The organism is Bacillus sp. URHA0034 (assembly GCF_056280405.1).
Genome location: NZ_JBWCDK010000002.1, coordinates 3026145 through 3043325, shown reverse-complemented (window position 1 = coordinate 3043325; position 17181 = coordinate 3026145). Strand labels below are relative to the sequence as shown.

Below are 17181 nucleotides of genomic sequence, written 5' to 3'. Positions count from 1 at the left end.
GCTTCCGTTCTCATCCAATGCCGCATGGGACCAGGTCACACTCTTTTTCGCTTGATTCTGTCCTCATAAAAGCTCCATGCGGACATGTTCCACGTTTTTTTGTTTGGTTCTGTCCTCATGAACGCTCCATGCGGACATGTTCCACCTTTTTCTGTTTGATTCTGTCCTCATAAAAGCTCCATGTGGACATGTTCCGCCTTTTTTTGTTTGATTCTGTCCTCATAAAAGCTCCATGCGGACATGTTTCACCTTTTTCTGTTTGGTTTTGTCCTCATGAAATGCTCTATGCAGTACACCAACCGGCCTTTTTTTAAACGTGATCCGTCCTCATGGACATCATGAGAGTTGGTACATTCTTATTTTTTATAAGAAATGGCTGTCCTTTATTCGACAGCCATTCCTCTTTTTACTCTTTTTAAGTAGTTAACTGTCTAGCAGCAGCACTTTGTACAAGGCACTGCCGCTTTTCCATTTTTAAGCACCCTTTTTACGTTTCGGATCATCCAAGTTAGGGAAGTTGCCTTTTTTCACTTCTTCGTCGTACCAGTCCTCATAGTGGCCTTTTGCCCACCATGCCGGAACCTTGCCTGTTACAACACCGGAATAGCCTGGTCTGGAGTGTTTGTGCACAACAGAAAGGTAAATATGTCCGACAATAACGGCAATTCCTAAGCCAAACCCAACATTATGAAGGACATAACCCCACTGAACAAGTGCTCTTGGAAAAAACTCAGGGAACCACATCGTGAATCCTGAAGCAATCACCAAAATTGCACAAATGATTTGAAGAATAGAGTTGATTTTTTCACCCGCGTTAAAGAATGTCTGTCTTACATGGCCAAACCTTAAGCCGAACAACTCCTTCACAAAATTACCGAAAAACTGAAGATCACGCTTTTTCCACGTGATTAATTCTTTCATCCAGAGAAAAAAGAACTTAGGACTGAAGATCAGCAAAATGAATGTAGGCGTAATAAACACGACAGCAAAAATTCTGTGTAATAGCCGGGCATTTGCCGGTCCGCCAAAAACTGGATAAAGCCAGTCAAAGAATTCGGTATACATTGGCAGGGCCGTGATGTAAAGGGCAAAGAAAGCTATTCCATTGATAGCATGGGCCCAAACAAAAGCCTTAGGAAAACGGCGAATTTGTTCATTAGCCTTTGGATGCTTTTGATGATTACTCATGGCTATCACCTCCATCTTCCTGACCTTGAGTTTTCTTACTGATAATGTTATTCGTAATAAATGCGCCGACAAGCGCCATCGTTGTGGCACCCAGCATCATTTTGCCGATTGGCTGGGCATAATCTTTCCAAAAAACTGCGGATGTTGGAACCTTAGGATTTTCCGGAAGACCATAAACACTTGGCCGTTCAGCTAGCAGATAAATGGTATGTGTACCGCCGACACCTTCTGGATTATAAATATTGGCATTAGGGAAACGATCTTTAACCTCAGATAATCGTTTCTGGGCTCTAGCAAGCATGTCGTCTTTTTTGCCAAACTGCATCGCATCCGTATGGCAGGTGGTCACGCAGGCAGGCTGTAAGCCTTCTTCGAGACGGTCCGTACACATCGTACACTTTTGGGATTTTTTGTATTCCTTACCGTTCTTATCTTTGTAAGTCTTTAATGAAATCACTTCAAATGGACAGTTTTGTACACAATAGCCGCAGCCTACGCACTTATCATGGTCAATCACAACCGATCCAAATTTTGAGTAGCTGATCGCATTCTCGGGACATACCTTTTCACAGGCAGCCGTATCACAATGGAAGCAGGATGAGTGACGGAAAAGATATTCTAAATCGCCCTTTCCGTTTTCATGCTCTACATATTGGAGAACATTCCAGGTATCCGCACTTGTTTTTGGATGTGATTGAGCACTTCCTTGGAATGCGGTTACTTCAGCCGGAAGGTCGTTCCAGTTTTTACAGGCCACCATACAGGCCTTACAGCCGTCACATCTAGTAACGTCAACGTATTTTACGTATTCAGCCATCACTAAGCCCTCCTTATGTCACATAGGAATGCTTTATATTCCGGAATCATCGTGTTGGCATCCCCAATATGTGGAGTCAGGCGGTTCGCTGTTGCTCCTGTTGCGTACCCTTTGTATCCAAAATTCCATGGCATTCCAATTTGGTGCACTTTTTTGCCCTTAACCGTAAACGGTTTGTAGCGTTTTGTTACCATTGCATAGGCTTCAATTTTGCCGCGGGCAGAGGTAACGATCACTTTGTCTTTATTATTGATTCCTTTTTCTTTCGCCAATTCTTCACTAATTTCGACATACATATATCTTGCAATTTCAGCCAGCCACTCTTGATTACGCGTCATTGTTCCTGACTGCCAGTGTGCTTCGACCCTGTAAGTTGTCGCCACAATTGGATAATCCACCTTGAAACCGCGTTTGTTAAAGTCGCCATCATTAATCACAATTGCAGGGTTATATTCCACCGATGAAAAAGCATTTGGTACAGGGCTCTCATATGGTTCATAGTGTTCAGGGAACGGGCCGTCATTCATGGTTGGCGCAAATAATAACGCGACTCCGTCTTTGTTCATCATGAAGGCACCTGTTCCGCCTGGGTCCGTTGGCGCTGTGACTGCTTTAAAGTCAGGGACATCATTTCCGACCCATTTCTTTTGAGCAGCATCCCACCAAATAACTGCTTTTTCCTGGCTCCAAGGCTTACCGCTAGGGTCTGCCGAAGCACGGTTGTATAGAATTCTGCGGTTCGCCGGCCATGCAAAGGACCAATTCAAGAAATTTCCGCCGCCTGTATCTTTGTTATCACGGCGCTGCGATAGATTTTTTCCTTCTTCAGGATAGAAGCCGGAATAAATCCAGTTACCACTTGAAGTGGTGCCATCATCTTTTAAATCGCCAAAGGTTTTTAATAATTTACCTGTTTTAAGGTCATAACCGTTAATTTCCTTGGCAATAGCATCTAAATTCGGTGCTTCACCAGTACCATAATTCCAATCAAGAGCTAAGAATGGTTTATCGGCTGATTTTGGACTATTGGCATATAGCTTTTTAAGTTTCGTCGCGAGTTCATGGACGATATCAAGGTCCGGACGGGACTCCCCTTTTGGCTCTATTGCTTTCCAACGGTACTGCATCCAGCGTGAGCTGTTTGAAATACTTCCTTCTTTTTCATACGAAGAACAAGCTGGAAGCAGGAATACTTCAGTCTTAATGCTGGCTGGGTCATTGCCGGCTTCTTTTTGCCAAAAGGCTGATGTTTCTGTTTCCCAAAGATCAACGGCAACTAGCCATTTGAGGTTGCCAAGCGCTTCCTTTTCTTTACCAGCATTAGGTCCGCCGACAACTGGGTTTGTACCCCATAGGAATGCACCTTCAAGCTCGTTGTTGAACATGGCCTTAAATAAGTTAATATGGGAGTAGTTTTTGTTGCCTTTTGGTAAAAACTGATAGCCGAACTCGTTATCTTTGGTCGCATTTGCTCCATACCAAGATTTCAATAAGCTGACCACAAATTTAGGTTTGTTGCTCCAGTAACCAGTTGGTGGTGTTTCTTTTTTCAAGTATCCAGCAAGTGTAGCATGTTCAGGCAGCGTTGCTTTTGGTGCAGCGAGGTAACCCGTTAAGTTATCCCATAGCAATCCAAAGTCTGTTGAGCCTTGAACGTTGGATTCACCGCGCATCGCATTGATTCCTCCGCCTGGCAGCCCAATATTACCTAATAGAAGCTGCAGGATCGCAAAAATCCGAACGTTTTGTGAGCCAACCGTATGCTGGGTTGTACCCATTGCATAAAGGATAGTACCTGATTTACCTACTTTTCCTGTTTCACAGAAGGCTTTACAAACCTTTAAGTAATCTTCTTTAGGAGTTCCTGTTACGGACGTTACCGTATCGACGTCATAGCGGGAATAGTGTTGTTTCATTAATTGGAAGACCGAACGGGGATGTGTTAAGGTTTCATCCTTGACTGGTTTTCCATCCGGAGTGGTTTCAATCACCCACTTCGTTTTATCGTAAACTCGTTTTGCTTCGTCATATCCAGAGAAAAGACCATCTTTAAAATCGTAGCCTTCTTTCACGATAAAGGAAGCATTCGTATATTTCACAACATAGTCTTTGTGAATGAGATTATTTTCAATGGCATATTTAATCATACCGCCGACAAACGGAATATCCGTTCCCGAACGAAGCGGGGCATAGAGATCAGATACCGCAGATGTCCGTGTATAACGTGGATCCACGCTGATAATTTTCCCGCCTTTTTCTTTCGCCTTTGTCAGCCATCTAAAACTGATTGGATGATTTTCAGCAGGGTTTGCTCCCATAATGAGGGCACAATCTGTCCACTGAAGGTCATTCCAGTGATTTGTCATTGCTCCACGACCAAATGTAGGTGCTAGACCGGCAACCGTAGAACTATGTCATATTCGTGCCTGGTGCTCTAAATAGGTAACACCAAGCCCTCTCATTAATTTTGAGACTAAATAGGTTTCTTCATTATCAAGTGCCGCACCGCCAATGCTGGCAATCTTTTCTGTTTTATTCACGATCATGCCTGCTTCTTTCTTAACGAATGAAGCATCACGTGTTTCCTTTGTACGTTTAGCAATGGTATCAAGCATCCATTCCCAATCTTTTTCTTCCCACTTGGTGCTGCCAGGAGCACGATACAGTGGTTTTGTTAAACGTTTTTCAGATGTATAAATTTGTCGTAATGTTGTTCCTTTACTGCATAGTTTACCTTCGTTAATCGGGTTGTCCGGATCCCCCTCCGTATAAACCACGGTATTATTCTTGGTGTGGACGAGTATCCCACATCCTACACCACAAAAGCAGCAAATGGTTGGTGTTACAGTAGCTTTGGCAATCTTGAAATCTTTCGTTTTCGCATAGGCCTTTTTATCATTAAAGCCTAGTTCAACTACTGCCAGAGTTGCAGCGGTTGCACCTGATAGCTTTAAGAATTGCCGGCGATTTAAGTTCATTTCAACCATCACTATTCTCCTTCCCAAAAATGAATAGAACATCCCTCTATAAGCATCCATGCCTTGCCTATCGGCTTCCGCGGCAGAATGCTTTTTTCTCTCTATTTTTTAACTCCCGTTTAACTCTGTTTTTAATTCCCCCCTTCAATACTTCTCTCAAAGTCTATTTCTTGTGAAATATCATTTTTGACTCTTCCTGTGGAGGTATAGACCGTGGCCATTTTCCCTCTTAAATAGCCGATAACCTCAATATTTAAGAATTTCGCCAGCTGAACAGCCTGTTTGGTGGCTGCAGTACGGGAGCCGATTACAGGAAAGCCAAATTTCGCCGCTTTTGAGAGCATTTCATATGAAACCCTTCCGGTTGTCAGTAAAATTAACCGTTCAGGAGGTAAACCCTTTCGTAATGCGTGACCAATAATTTTATCAACCGCATTATGTCGGCCAATATCTTCACGGATCGTGATGGTGCCGTCTTCCTCGACAATGCAGGCCCCATGCATTCCGCCCGTTTCCAGATAAAGGTGAGATGCTCCAGCAAACTCACTTCTCTTTTTTAATAAATAACTTAATAGATATTTTTTCCCTGTGGCCACCTTGGCAAAGTTTTTAACATCGGTCATTGAGAAGAAAGTAACCCCTCTGCCACAACCGGCTGTATAGTGTTTCTTTTTCAAAAAAAACTGTTCTTCATCAAAATGCGAATGAAGGGAAACATTGATGGCTCCCATTTCTTCATCTATGGTGATGGTTTCAATATCGTTTGCATCCTGAATGAATCCTTCAGAAAACAAATATCCATATGTCCAATCGTCTAGGCTGGATTTCGTCAATTGAAAAACAGCTATCTCATAGCCGTTAAGATGTAAGGATATTGGATATTCATCGGGACAACCTTTACGGTTCATAACATTCCCTCCTTGAGGAAATTTTCCTTATTCTTCATTGTAAAAATAGGACCAATGTCACTCAGCGATTAATGTCACAGCCTCAATTAAAAATGCCAAATAAAGGGGGGGAATTCGCCGGTTGAAGTATTTAGACTCCCTTAAGAATGGCGGCGTTATTACATCGGTCTAATTTGTGTCAGATTTTCAACAAAATGAAAAAAGATAACCATTTAATCATTGTAACTACAATAATTACCGTTGAAAGAAAACGGTTACAAATAATCTTTAGCTGTCTTTTGACTTTATCGTACTTCCACCTTCATGTTTTGAAAGTAATATTTATCACTATGTTTCCTTGTTAATAGGACTAATAGTCCGTTTGTCATTTTTTTGTAACTATTAATTAAATTGCAACTGACTATAGTCGTTTCCTGTTATATTTTTTTATTTTGTTTTATAATAAGGAAGGAGTTATTTTCTAAAGGAGGTATACATAATGGCAATCAAAAAAGTATTAACCATAGCTGGTTCCGATTCAAGCGGCGGAGCGGGGCTTCAAGCCGATCTTAAAACATTTCAAGAGCTTGGCGTTTACGGGATGACTGGGATTACCTGTATCGTCACAATGGAGCCAAAGGGCTGGCATCATAACGTATTTCCGATTGATGTTACCATACTCGAAAAACAGCTGGATACCATTCTGTCAGTTGGAATTGACGGGATGAAAACAGGAATGCTCGGTACAGTTGAAATTATCGAGCTAGTCGCACGAAAAATCGATGAACATCAATTAAAGAATGTTGTCATTGACCCTGTCATGGTTTGTAAGGGGGAAGATGAAGTCTTAAATCCGGAAACTACAGATGCGATGCGGGAACTGCTTCTGCCACGCGCTTATGTCGTCACACCAAACCTTTTTGAGGCTGGTCAGCTGGCGGGAATCAAGACACCAAAGACGATTGAAGAAATGAAGGAAGCAGCTGTAAAAATTCACGATCAGGGTGCTAAGTTCGTGTTAATCAAAGGCGGCAGCAAGCTTCAAACAGAAGACAAGTCCATTGACCTTCTTTATGATGGGAAGGAGTTCCAGATATACGAATCAGAGAAGATTGAAACTAACTATACCCACGGTGCAGGCTGTACCAACTCAGCAGCTGTTGCTGCGGAAGTGGCAAAAGGAAATTCCGTCTATGATGCTGTCGATGTAGCGAAGAAATTTGTCTCTGCTGGAATTCAGCAGGGTTTCCCATTAAACGAATATGTAGGTCCAACTTGGCATGGGGCTTACCGAAGTGGACGAGCGGTCACGGAGTATTGTGAGGACTGTGAATAATAAAGATAAAGATGAAGAACCGAGCTTGTTCGGTTCTTTTTCGTTGGGTCAGGAAGTTAATAGTTAACGTGGAGAATTTTCCAGCGCGGAGCGCCTAGGAAAAAATGAACTACCTTTTTCCTGGGTCAAGGCGCATGTGCTCTCTTATTAAGCACGGATTTCGCATTTTCTATTTGATTTTAGTATGATAATTACATTATGAAAAACAATACTCATTAGGTATAAATCCATCATTTTGGAAGGAGGCTGTACTTTGGAACTCATCGATGTTAAAAAAGTTCAGGACGCTATCAACCTTTTTGCTAATAAGGATGTTTATATTCATCTTGAAACAACCAATGGTGCCTATGCAACACATAATGACCAATCGTTCTTCTCTGCCGGAGCGTTTATCCGCAACGCCCTTGTCCGCTATGAAATCGGAAAAATTAAAGGACCCGGTCCGTATCGTGTGGGTTTAAAGATTAATCTCGGCTGGATTTATGCTGAGGGGATCACCCACTTCGAAATTGATGAAGAAAATCATCTATTGTTAGCAGGTCATGACCATGATGGCAAGCTTGCTGTAGCATTAGAAATTAGTCTTACGCCTTTTGAATAAGATGTCCTATTAGACCCGAAAGGAGAATGTTTTATGGAAAAAGAACGCCATTTATTGGTCGTTTTCCCTCATCCAGATGACGAGGCGTTTGGTGTATCCGGGACGATTGCAACACATGTCGAGAACGGAACTCCTGTTACCTATGCTTGTTTAACCTTAGGAGAAATGGGGCGCAATATGGGAAATCCCCCGTTTACCGATCGGGAAAACTTACCTAAAATTAGAAAAGAAGAATTAAAAGCAGCTGCTGAGGCTATAGGGATCCAAGACCTTCGCATGCTTGGTTTCCGTGATAAAACCGTTGAATTTGAAGATGATGAAAAATTAGCAGACACCCTTACAGCCATCATTGATGAGGTAAACCCGTCCTTGATTATCACTTTTTATCCTGGTTATTCTGTTCACCCTGACCACGATGCCACCGGCGCGGCTGTCATAAGGGCGGTTGAAAGAATGCCTGCTGCCGCACGGCCAACCTTACACTGTGTTGCCTTCTCCAAAAATTGTATTGATGAGCTTGGTGAACCTGATATTATCAAGGATGTTTCACCAGTGATTCATAAGAAGCTGGCTGCCATTCAGGCACACCGGTCGCAAACAGAGCATTCATTTAAAGGCACTGTAGAAAAGTTAAAAAATCAAGAACCGCAAATGATGGCTTGGATTAACAACGAACGGTTTTGGACATATAAGTTTTAAAGCGGAAGCGCCTTGATCAGCCCCGACAAGCACAAGACGAGCCGGCCGAAAGGTTGTTCTTTAACCTTTTGGACGGATTGGCTTGTGACCTCGAGGGGCTAGGCGCTGGGCGCTGGAGCTGGACGTATAAACGTGTAATAAGCCATCACCCAATACCATCAGAAAAGGCCCTTTACATGCGAAGGGCCTTTTAATCGAATCTGTTTGTTGTAACTTTTCTATAAAACCTCAAGTATCGCCTGGGCTACCCCATGTTCATCATTCGTATCGGTAATCACATCACAAAGTGCCTTGATTTCATAGCTGGCATTGCCCATGGCAACCGACCTTCCTGCCCGCTCGAACATGGACACATCATTTAAGTTATCACCAATCGCCATCGTCTCAGCCATATCAATTCCTTTAGCTTTCGCAAACGACGCTAGGGCAAGTCCCTTTTGAGCCTGCTTATTGGTAATTTCAAGATTTTCGTGTCCGGATGAGGTAATATCCAAGTCTGAAAAGTCACGAAGGTCTGCGCCTGCCGCTTTGAGTTGACTGCGTTCAAAGCAAAATGCCAAGACCTTATAGATTTGATAATCTTCATCCGCAAAAAGAAGCTCGTAATCTGCGATTTGATGAATTAAGCCATCCCGAATCCTCGCACCGGCTGCTTGTCTAATCTCCTCAGGATCAATCTCGGGATTAGCACTAACGACAATGTCCACCAAAATAGAAACGGCTTTTTCAGGATCAAGCGTGTAAGCACCCTTGTCTGTATAAACCTCGTAATAAACATCATGTTCACTTAGTTTGGCTGCAACCGCTCTCGCAAGCTCTTTACTAATCGGGGTTGAAGAGAGTACCTCGCCTTCTTTTGAGCGAACCTCCGCGCCATTCACACAGATGACAGGACATGATAAACCGGCCTCAGATAGTACGTATGTAGCTTCTTGATAAGACCTTCCGGTAGCAACAACAAACTCGATTCCTTCAGCCTGTGCCTTTATAATCGCTTGTTTATTTTCCTCACTAATTTGCTGCATTGAATTTAATAATGTTCCATCCATGTCTGATGCAATACATTTAATCATGTTGTCCACCTTTTCCATTTTTTCATTAGTGACATTCTAACACAGATTCCCAGCCATTAAAGAATCTTAAGCTCACCCCAAATACTTACTGCCTTCGCGAACACTTAAAGGGGCCAATTTATGTCCCTCGATAAATTTCCTTACAGATGCTGGATTTGTTTTTGAATACTCCCTCAACGCCCAGCCAATCGCTTTTTGTATAAAAAATTCTTTACTCTCCGCATTTTTCATTATGTATTGATAAAGCAAATCTTCATTGGTTTTTCCCTTATATTTCAGCTGAAATAGAATCGCGGCCCTCCGCAGCCAGATATTTTCATGAATGGCCCATCCATCAATCGTTTCTTCTATCACATCTGGAAAATTCTCTGCTATTTTTCCGACTGTTTTAGGAGCAATCGCATCGACGGTATCCCACCACGATTTCATCGTAATCAGTGATTCTATGAAAGGCAGATCACTTTTTTGCAGTTTCTTCAGAGATTTTTCCATATAAGTTAAAGCTGTATACTGATATTCTCTTTCCTCTTTATTCCATAGCTCTTCTATGAATTCTTTGTTAAAAGGCTCATGCAACAAGCCTGTGTCCTTAAAGAATTTCTTTTCTAATTCCTTACGTAAAGGGGATTTAATTCCTAGGAAAGCGAAATGACCTTTCATATAATTTTGCATCGGTCCAGCGTTGTCTGCATTGCGATTCTCCTCAAACAGCTTTATTAAAACATGTAACACCAACATCCATCCTCTCCCAAATCAGTTCGATTACTCATTCTACTACTTTCCATTTTTCCCTTTAATTTATCCGGATGATTCACTGTTTCTTTTGACACAATATTAGCAGATAGGGGGGATACATAACATGACAAAGAAAATTAATAAAGGCAGCCGTAATCAAAATTCACCACAAGCAGGACACGCGGAAGCGGAATTTGGCACGGAATTTGTCAGCGGCGATAACAGCAAGGGGAATAAGCGGAACAAAAGCCAGCAGAGTAAGACAAACCCACATAAATAAAGTGCCGGGGACTTCCCCGGCACTATTACCTTTATAGGACCTTACTGGCAGCCATATCATTTATTTCCCCAGCAATTCTAGCATGGATTTTCTCAACAACCGCAAAATCCATTGCGGCTACATAAACCTCTTCCAGCTCATCGTGCAGGGATTTGGCCCGAGCCAGATAACTTGTCGCCTCAGTCATTTTGTTTTTATATTTTTCAGCAATGTTACTGATAAAATCAGCAAACAGCTCATCGGTGCCTGGCTCAATTAAAATTTCATACATATCAATAATCTCATCGCCATCTCGGCTTGGGAAATATTCATGCGGGGCGGTACTGTCAAAAATCGCTACACCCAATTCCCGGAAAATGATCATATCGAGACTGTGCGGGTCAAAACCGCAATGGTAAACTTCTACATCGATGCCGCGCTCTTCTCCTGCGGCAGCCAGCTTTTTCAGCATCGTGGACTTCCCAGAACCCGGACGCCCCTTAATAAAATAGCGCTTTGGAATTTCCTCAGTCAAATTCGGGACATAATCAACGGCTCCTTGCGGCGTAGCAGCTCCTAAGAAGCGATGACGGACATCAGGCGCTTTATTTAACTTTATTTTTCCAAAGAACGAGTCAATTAATTTACTGGTTAATTGGTCGGCCTTTTTAAAATTCATGGTGTTAATATAAATTTTTTCCCAATCATCATGAATTTCTAATGCCTCTTTAAACGTTGCGTAGGCTTGCTGAAATGATTGACTGATCTGGTTTGTCAACTTCTGAATCACATTTTTCTGCCTATTAAGGGCGCGCGAATTCCAAGCCTCACCAAGATTTATATACTCTTCGACTGCACCTGGTGCCTTGGGCTCAATCACATGCGGCGCCGTCCCGTCAACAAGACCAACCTTTAACGCGGGAATGATCACACCATCAATGGAATTATTATCAGATGAACAATGGAGAAACTCGATATTATAACCTTTTTCAACCCACTCCTGACCTATTTTCTTCATAAGTGAGGATTTACCGGTTCCGGGACCGCCCTTTAAAATAAACAATCTCTCCAATCCTTGCAGATTGGAATCATACAGATTATAAAAGCCTCTTGCCGTATTACCGCCAGCATAATAATTTTTGATTTTTCCTGCCACTCATCAACACTCCCTTTTAACAAATCAGCTTGCTTAAAAGCTTAAAATGTATAACGTTCGAGTAGTTTTCTAATAGTAAGTTAAACTTAATTCAGCCCATTTGCAGGTGCTTTCAACTTTCACGTTATCTTATGCTTTTCTTGTTTTTTAGGTGAGTGCCTATGAAAAATTTATCTTACATCCATATACAATGGAGATTGTCAGTCCTTCTGTCATTTTGTTACTGGGATAAATTCAGCCTTTGTTACTTCTTGTAATTTAGACGGGGCAATCACAAGTTGAACACCTATTTTTCCCGCGCTTACCACCATCTTTTTCAGTTGTCTGCTGCTTTCATCGAGGAACGTTCTATATTCCTTTTTCATGCCTATCGGGGAACAGCCGCCGCGGATATAGCCTGTCCATTTTTGAATGTCCTTCATTGGCAGCATCTCGATTGCTTTTTCTCCCGCTGCCTTGGCCGCCTTTTTTAAATCCAGTTCCTCCGCAACAGGAATGACAAACACAAGGATATTTTTACTGGTGCCTTGGGCCACTAACGTTTTATAGACGATCTTAGGGTCTTTCCCAATCTTCTCCGCGACCGATATCCCGTCAATTTTACCGTCTTTATTATCGTATGTAAGCATGTCATACTCGACCTTCTTTGCATCAAGTATTCGCATCGCGTTTGTTTTTGACTGTGCCATCGTTATCATCCTTTAAACCATTTTTATATAAGGATTATATCATCTGTCATTTTGGATTGAAAAACCTTGATATACTCAAAATCACCCAAAAACTGTCACCCGATTGTCACTCTATTAATTCATCATTATAGTAAACTAAATCTAGATCCTAACCTAACTACACTGGGAAAAGGCAGACCTCAAGCTATCAAGTCATAAACCATTGTGAAAGCCCTCACATATCTGACTGCCTACATACAAACTACTTTTATAAAAAAGTATTCGCCCATAAATTGACCTGAGGTGAAAACAATGAAGTACGATCTAGTATTATTACATGCACCAAGTGTATATGACTTTAGAAAAAACTCGTTGCTTGCCGGTCCAATCAGTGACGTAGTCCCATCCTCTCCTGTGTTTGAGATGTTCCCGATTGGTCTGACGAGTATTGCCGATTATTTAGAGCGATACGGCCTTAGGGTAAAAATTATTAATATCGCCAACCGTATGCTGATGAGTGAAAAATTTGATGTGGAGGCCAAGCTCCGGAAAATTAAGACGAAGGCATTCGGAATCGACCTTCATTGGCTGCCACACGCACACGGCAGTATCGAGATTGCTAAAGTTGTTAAAAGCCTTCACCCTGAGACTCCGATCATTTTTGGCGGATTATCCGCTACTTACTATCATAAAGAGCTAATTGAATATCCTTTTATTAATTTTGTTATGCGCGGTGATTCAACTGAAAAACTGATGCTTTTGCTTATGAATAAGATTGAGGCGGGGATTACTCATTATGCTGATATTCCTAACCTTACCTGGAAAAAAGGTAAGGAGTACGGTTACAATCCTATTACTTATGTTCCAAAAGATCTCGATGATATTGATGTTCCAGGTTATCGTTATACGATTCGCTCCGTGTTTAAATACCGGAACTTTCTCGATCCGCTGCCCTACAATGGCTGGCTCCAATATCCAAACACAGCCCTGTTAACGGCACGGGGATGTACCCAAAACTGTTTGATTTGCGGCGGTTCCAGAGAGGCCTATGACCAAAATTGCAACCGGAATTCTTTAGCATTACGCTCTCCAAAAAAACTAATTGAAGATATTCAATTTATTTCCCGTTTCAGCCGGGCGCCTATATTTATTCTGCATGACCTGCGTCAAGGCGGGCGTGAATATGTACAGGAATTTTTCAGCCGTTTAAAAGAACTCCATTTAAAAAATGAAATCGTGTTTGAATTGTTCCAATATGCGGATGAGGAATTCTTTAAAATGATGAATGACAGCGTCCCAAAATACAGCGTTGAAATCACCCTCGAAACACATGATGAAAAAATTAGGCGCTATAATGGCAAATTTAGCTGTACCAACCAAAAGGTTATCGATACCCTTAATTTTGCCTTAAAAAATGGCTGTAAAAAGATCGACCTGTTCTTTATGGTAGGATTCCCAGGGCAGACCTACATAAGTGCGGTCGAAAATATTGATTTCTGTGAAACCATTCATCTGGCATGTAACAAGGACCCTAGAATCTTTTATTTTGTCGCACCACTGGCACCATTCCTAGACCCTGCCAGCCCTGCCTTTGAACATCCAGAACTTCATGGCTATAAGAAGTATTGTCACACTCTTGAGGATCACCGTAAGGCCATCACGCAGCCTTCCTGGAAGCATATGCTTAGCTATGAAACAAAGGATATGACACGTGATGACATTGTCAATTCCACCTATGAAGCAGCCGAACGTCTTAACGACTTTAAATTAGAGTACGATCTGATTAATAAAGAGGACTACTTTGATATCAAAGAGAAGATTGATAAATCGAAGGAATATATTAAAATGATTGACCATGTACTTTCTCTTCCCGTCGAGGAGCAGGAAACTGAATTAGCTAAGATTCAGGAAGAAATAGAGGAGTTAAATAAGTATAGTATCTGCGGGAAAAATGAATTGAAGTGGGAAGTACAAAAGAATTATGCTAATTTCTTTTCGCTCGCCTTAGTCGGAATGGAACAGTTATATGAAGATTATGTAAATAAATTCAGACATCTCCTTAGGCCGAAACGGCGCCAGCAATTTAAACTTGATCCGGAATATCGGAAAATAAAGGGCTAAAACAGTTAAAAGGTATCGGATTCTTTTCCGATACCTTTTTTAAGAGATAAGAAAGTATAAAATTACTTTGAAAATTGTCCAGCTCCAGCGCCCTAGCGGCTAGTGGCCTTCGCGCTCCGCCCTACGATAAGTCAACATCGAATCGCTTACGCTCTTCGTGTTTCCTTTATCTCAGTTGGGGCGCTCCAGGCCATACGCCGCTGACCAGGGCGCTTCCGCTTTTCGATTTAATGTCCGCCTAAGTAGGCTGCTCTGATTTGATCGCTTTGGCTGAGTTCTTCAGCTGTTCCGGAAGCGACTATTTTTCCTGTTTCAATAACATACGCACGGTCAGCGATGGATAAAGCCATATTGGCGTTTTGTTCCACTAATAAAATCGTTGTTCCGGTTTGATTGATTTCTTCAATAATACGGAAAATCGTCTTGACCAATAATGGCGCAAGTCCCATCGACGGTTCGTCTAACAGTAATAGGCGCGGTCTAGCCATTAAAGCCCGGCCCATTGCAAGCATTTGCTGCTCTCCTCCTGAAAGCGTACCGGATAGCTGTTTGCGGCGCTCCTCGAGGCGGGGGAATAACTGATAAATTGTATCAAAGTCTTCCTTGATCCCTTTTTTATCTTTACGTAAGTAAGCACCTAATTCTAGATTTTCCTCCACCGACATGTTAGCGAAGACACGACGGCCTTCAGGAACATGTGAAATTCCTCTCTTTACGATGGACTGGGCTACCTTACCGGCTACATGCTCATTTTCAAATACGATTTCTCCGCTTTTGGGTTTAAGTAAACCGGAAATCGTTTTTAACAGTGTACTTTTCCCTGCACCATTGGCTCCAATCAAGGTAACGATTTCACCCTGATTTATCTCTAGGGAAACTCCCTTCAATGCATGAATATTGCCATAGTAAACGTTCATATCATTAATTTTAAGCATTAAGAGACCTCCTCGCCAAGATACGCTTCGATGACTTTTGGATTATTTTTGATTTGCTCTGGTGTACCTTCGGCAATTAATTGACCATGGTCGAGTACATAAATCCGCTCACATACGCCCATTACTAAAAGCATATCATGTTCAATTAATAGAATAGTAAGATCGAACTTTTCTCGAATTAACGCTATTAAATTCATCAATTCCTCAGTTTCCTGTGGATTCATCCCTGCTGCCGGTTCATCAAGCAGCAATAGCTTTGGATTAGCCGCTAATGCCCGGGCAATCTCTAAGCGGCGCTGCTGACCGTACGGTAAATTTTTTGCTTTTTCATGTAAAACATTATCAAGCTTAAAGATTTTCAAAAACTCAATTGCTTTTTCTTCCATTTCCTTTTCACCCGAAAAGTGAGTAGGAAGGCGGAAGATCGAGCTTAAAATCGAATGCTTCGCGAGCGCATGATAGGCTACCTTAACATTGTCAAGAACGGACAGCTCATTGAATAAACGGATATTCTGAAATGTCCTGCTAATTCCTTTTTTCGTTATTTTAAAAGGGGCTAACCCATTAAGTTTTTCTCCATCGAGAGAAATACTTCCTTCTGTTGGAACGTAAACTCCCGTTAGCAGGTTGAAAAAGGTCGTTTTACCGGCACCATTTGGGCCGATTAGACCAACCAATTCACCCTTCCTTAATTCCAAGTTCACATCAGAAACAGCCTTTAAGCCGCCAAATCGGATACCGGCATTTTCTACTTTAAGCAACTGTGTTTTTGCTGTCATGCTGTATTCCTCCTTTAGCCGATTTACCAACTTTAAAGAACGAGGTAATTTCTTTTGTCCCCATTAACCCCTGCGGACGATAAAGCATCATGATAATCAGTACTAAGCTATAGATTACCATCCGAAGCTCTGGGTAGCTTTGCAGGTAGGTGGAAATAATCGTTAAGAGGATGGCCGCGATAACCGCACCTGACATACTTCCTAAACCGCCAAGGACCACATAAATTAAAATATCAAATGATTTCAAAAATCCAAAGTTGGTTGGTTGAATAATATAAAAATTATGGGCATATAATGCACCGGCAATACCGGCAAAGAAGGCACCAAGTGTAAAGGCTGCAACTTTATAATAGGTCGTGTTAATCCCCATTGCATCAGCGGCTATTTCATTTTCTCGAATGGAAATACAGGCTCTGCCATGGGTTGAATTTGTGAAGTTCACAATGACGAGAACAGTTAATAATACGCAGCCAATCAGCCAAGGCCATGTCGTTAAATGAGAGACTGTCATACCGCTTGCTCCGCCAACATAATCAATATTTAAAAATACAATTCTAACAATTTCTCCAAAACCAAGTGTCGCAATCGCAAGATAATCCCCTCTAAGCCGTAATGTAGGGATCCCAATAATAAGACCAGCCACCGCAGCTGCTAATCCGCCAACTAGTAAACCTACTGGGAAAGGCAGGCTTAATTTCACGGTCATAATTGCTGAGGCATAGGCACCAACTGCAAGGAAACCAGCATGTCCAATTGAAAACTGTCCGGTAATTCCAATAATCAAATGCAGGCTGACCGCAAGGATAATATTAATGCCCATAAAGAACAATGTATTTACATAGAATTGATTTAATGTTCCACCGGTAATTAAAAATTGCATGACAACTGCAAAAACAACGGCTAAAACGATTGATGTCCAGAAAAACTTTGCTTGCTTTAAAATATTCAT

16 protein-coding genes and 1 pseudogene are annotated in these 17181 nt (G+C 41.8%); 5 read left to right on the top strand and 12 right to left on the bottom strand.

Annotated elements, in window-relative coordinates; genetic code table 11:
- Positions 1–474: 474 nt before the first annotated feature.
- The 5 genes and pseudogenes from ACZ9EE_RS16690 to fdhD form a co-directional block, all read right to left on the bottom strand.
- Positions 475–1188, bottom strand: a complete 714-nt coding sequence (locus tag ACZ9EE_RS16690) for a formate dehydrogenase subunit gamma (protein WP_476028707.1) — start codon at positions 1186–1188, stop codon at positions 475–477.
- Positions 1181–2005, bottom strand: a complete 825-nt coding sequence (locus ACZ9EE_RS16685; protein ID WP_476028706.1) for a 4Fe-4S dicluster domain-containing protein — start codon at positions 2003–2005, stop codon at positions 1181–1183. The genes ACZ9EE_RS16690 and ACZ9EE_RS16685 overlap by 8 nt, the downstream gene beginning before the upstream one ends.
- 2 nt (positions 2006–2007) lie before the next feature.
- Positions 2008–4407, bottom strand: a pseudogene (gene fdnG, locus ACZ9EE_RS16680) (formate dehydrogenase-N subunit alpha); the annotation flags it as partial.
- A 12-nt stretch (positions 4408–4419) separates the two neighbouring features.
- A complete protein-coding gene (locus tag ACZ9EE_RS16675; RefSeq protein WP_476028704.1) occupies positions 4420–4992 on the bottom strand; it encodes a twin-arginine translocation signal domain-containing protein in 573 nt (190 codons plus the stop codon).
- A gap of 122 nt (positions 4993–5114) precedes the next feature.
- Positions 5115–5891: a formate dehydrogenase accessory sulfurtransferase FdhD gene (fdhD, locus tag ACZ9EE_RS16670; RefSeq protein ID WP_476028702.1), complete on the bottom strand. Its 777-nt coding sequence runs from the start codon at positions 5889–5891 to the stop codon at positions 5115–5117.
- A gap of 478 nt (positions 5892–6369) precedes the next feature.
- Here fdhD and pdxK point away from each other — a divergent pair, with 478 nt between their 5' ends.
- The 3 genes from pdxK to bshB2 all read left to right on the top strand — a co-directional run bounded on the left by pdxK (position 6370) and on the right by bshB2 (position 8506).
- Positions 6370–7206 (top strand): pyridoxine/pyridoxal/pyridoxamine kinase, encoded by an 837-nt coding sequence (gene pdxK / locus ACZ9EE_RS16665; RefSeq protein ID WP_476028700.1) that lies wholly within the window; start codon positions 6370–6372, stop codon positions 7204–7206.
- Between the two features lie 253 nt (positions 7207–7459).
- A complete protein-coding gene (locus ACZ9EE_RS16660) occupies positions 7460–7807 on the top strand; it encodes a YojF family protein (protein WP_215045419.1) in 348 nt (115 codons plus the stop codon).
- 33 nt (positions 7808–7840) lie between these two features.
- A complete protein-coding gene (gene bshB2, locus ACZ9EE_RS16655) occupies positions 7841–8506 on the top strand; it encodes a bacillithiol biosynthesis deacetylase BshB2 (protein WP_215045418.1) in 666 nt (221 codons plus the stop codon).
- Positions 8507–8724: 218 nt separating this feature from the next.
- Here the strand turns inward: bshB2 and ACZ9EE_RS16650 are convergent, their stop codons facing one another.
- Positions 8725–9579 (bottom strand): Cof-type HAD-IIB family hydrolase, encoded by an 855-nt coding sequence (locus ACZ9EE_RS16650; protein ID WP_476028697.1) that lies wholly within the window; start codon positions 9577–9579, stop codon positions 8725–8727.
- 72 nt (positions 9580–9651) lie between these two features.
- Positions 9652–10317 carry a DNA alkylation repair protein gene (locus ACZ9EE_RS16645; RefSeq protein WP_476028695.1) on the bottom strand — a complete coding sequence of 222 codons (666 nt, stop codon included), beginning with the start codon at positions 10315–10317 and terminating at the stop codon, positions 9652–9654.
- A gap of 121 nt (positions 10318–10438) precedes the next feature.
- On the opposite strand from ACZ9EE_RS16645, the gene ACZ9EE_RS16640 reads away from it, so the two are divergent.
- Positions 10439–10594: a hypothetical protein gene (locus tag ACZ9EE_RS16640; protein ID WP_215045415.1), complete on the top strand. Its 156-nt coding sequence runs from the start codon at positions 10439–10441 to the stop codon at positions 10592–10594.
- A 31-nt stretch (positions 10595–10625) separates the two neighbouring features.
- On the opposite strand, the gene ACZ9EE_RS16635 is transcribed toward ACZ9EE_RS16640, so the two are convergent.
- Both ACZ9EE_RS16635 and ybaK read right to left on the bottom strand, forming a co-directional pair.
- The gene (locus ACZ9EE_RS16635; RefSeq protein ID WP_476028693.1) at positions 10626–11729 is read right to left on the bottom strand and encodes a PRK06851 family protein; all 1104 of its coding nucleotides are present in this window, start codon (positions 11727–11729) and stop codon (positions 10626–10628) included.
- A gap of 212 nt (positions 11730–11941) precedes the next feature.
- Positions 11942–12418 carry a Cys-tRNA(Pro) deacylase gene (gene ybaK, locus ACZ9EE_RS16630; RefSeq protein WP_476028691.1) on the bottom strand — a complete coding sequence of 159 codons (477 nt, stop codon included), beginning with the start codon at positions 12416–12418 and terminating at the stop codon, positions 11942–11944.
- A 291-nt stretch (positions 12419–12709) separates the two neighbouring features.
- Between ybaK and ACZ9EE_RS16625 the strand changes: the two genes are divergently transcribed.
- Positions 12710–14518 carry a TIGR04190 family B12-binding domain/radical SAM domain protein gene (locus ACZ9EE_RS16625; RefSeq protein WP_476028689.1) on the top strand — a complete coding sequence of 603 codons (1809 nt, stop codon included), beginning with the start codon at positions 12710–12712 and terminating at the stop codon, positions 14516–14518.
- A gap of 227 nt (positions 14519–14745) precedes the next feature.
- On the opposite strand, the gene ACZ9EE_RS16620 is transcribed toward ACZ9EE_RS16625, so the two are convergent.
- From ACZ9EE_RS16620 to ACZ9EE_RS16610, 3 genes are read right to left on the bottom strand one after another with little or no spacing between them, the layout of a single operon-like run.
- A complete protein-coding gene (locus ACZ9EE_RS16620) occupies positions 14746–15453 on the bottom strand; it encodes an ABC transporter ATP-binding protein (RefSeq protein ID WP_476028687.1) in 708 nt (235 codons plus the stop codon).
- The gene (locus ACZ9EE_RS16615; RefSeq protein WP_476028686.1) at positions 15453–16232 is read right to left on the bottom strand and encodes an ABC transporter ATP-binding protein; all 780 of its coding nucleotides are present in this window, start codon (positions 16230–16232) and stop codon (positions 15453–15455) included. Before ACZ9EE_RS16615 ends, ACZ9EE_RS16620 begins: the two co-directional genes overlap by 1 nt.
- Positions 16207–17181, bottom strand: a complete 975-nt coding sequence (locus ACZ9EE_RS16610) for a branched-chain amino acid ABC transporter permease (protein WP_476028684.1) — start codon at positions 17179–17181, stop codon at positions 16207–16209. Before ACZ9EE_RS16610 ends, ACZ9EE_RS16615 begins: the two co-directional genes overlap by 26 nt.

What these genes read in the sequence shown, in the direction of transcription:
- ACZ9EE_RS16690 (WP_476028707.1), bottom strand. Translation starts at nt 1,188, where the DNA reads ATGAGTAATCATCAAAAGCATCCAAAGGCTAATGAACAAATTCGCCGT.
- ACZ9EE_RS16685 (WP_476028706.1), bottom strand. Translation starts at nt 2,005, where the DNA reads ATGGCTGAATACGTAAAATACGTTGACGTTACTAGATGTGACGGCTGT.
- ACZ9EE_RS16675 (WP_476028704.1), bottom strand. Translation starts at nt 4,992, where the DNA reads ATGGTTGAAATGAACTTAAATCGCCGGCAATTCTTAAAGCTATCAGGT.
- fdhD (WP_476028702.1), bottom strand. Translation starts at nt 5,891, where the DNA reads ATGAACCGTAAAGGTTGTCCCGATGAATATCCAATATCCTTACATCTT.
- pdxK (WP_476028700.1), top strand. Translation starts at nt 6,370, where the DNA reads ATGGCAATCAAAAAAGTATTAACCATAGCTGGTTCCGATTCAAGCGGC.
- bshB2 (WP_215045418.1), top strand. Translation starts at nt 7,841, where the DNA reads ATGGAAAAAGAACGCCATTTATTGGTCGTTTTCCCTCATCCAGATGAC.
- ACZ9EE_RS16650 (WP_476028697.1), bottom strand. Translation starts at nt 9,579, where the DNA reads ATGATTAAATGTATTGCATCAGACATGGATGGAACATTATTAAATTCA.
- ACZ9EE_RS16645 (WP_476028695.1), bottom strand. Translation starts at nt 10,317, where the DNA reads ATGTTGGTGTTACATGTTTTAATAAAGCTGTTTGAGGAGAATCGCAAT.
- ACZ9EE_RS16640 (WP_215045415.1), top strand. Translation starts at nt 10,439, where the DNA reads ATGACAAAGAAAATTAATAAAGGCAGCCGTAATCAAAATTCACCACAA.
- ybaK (WP_476028691.1), bottom strand. Translation starts at nt 12,418, where the DNA reads ATGGCACAGTCAAAAACAAACGCGATGCGAATACTTGATGCAAAGAAG.
- ACZ9EE_RS16625 (WP_476028689.1), top strand. Translation starts at nt 12,710, where the DNA reads ATGAAGTACGATCTAGTATTATTACATGCACCAAGTGTATATGACTTT.
- ACZ9EE_RS16620 (WP_476028687.1), bottom strand. Translation starts at nt 15,453, where the DNA reads ATGCTTAAAATTAATGATATGAACGTTTACTATGGCAATATTCATGCA.
- ACZ9EE_RS16615 (WP_476028686.1), bottom strand. Translation starts at nt 16,232, where the DNA reads ATGACAGCAAAAACACAGTTGCTTAAAGTAGAAAATGCCGGTATCCGA.
- ACZ9EE_RS16610 (WP_476028684.1), bottom strand. Translation starts at nt 17,181, where the DNA reads ATGAATATTTTAAAGCAAGCAAAGTTTTTCTGGACATCAATCGTTTTA.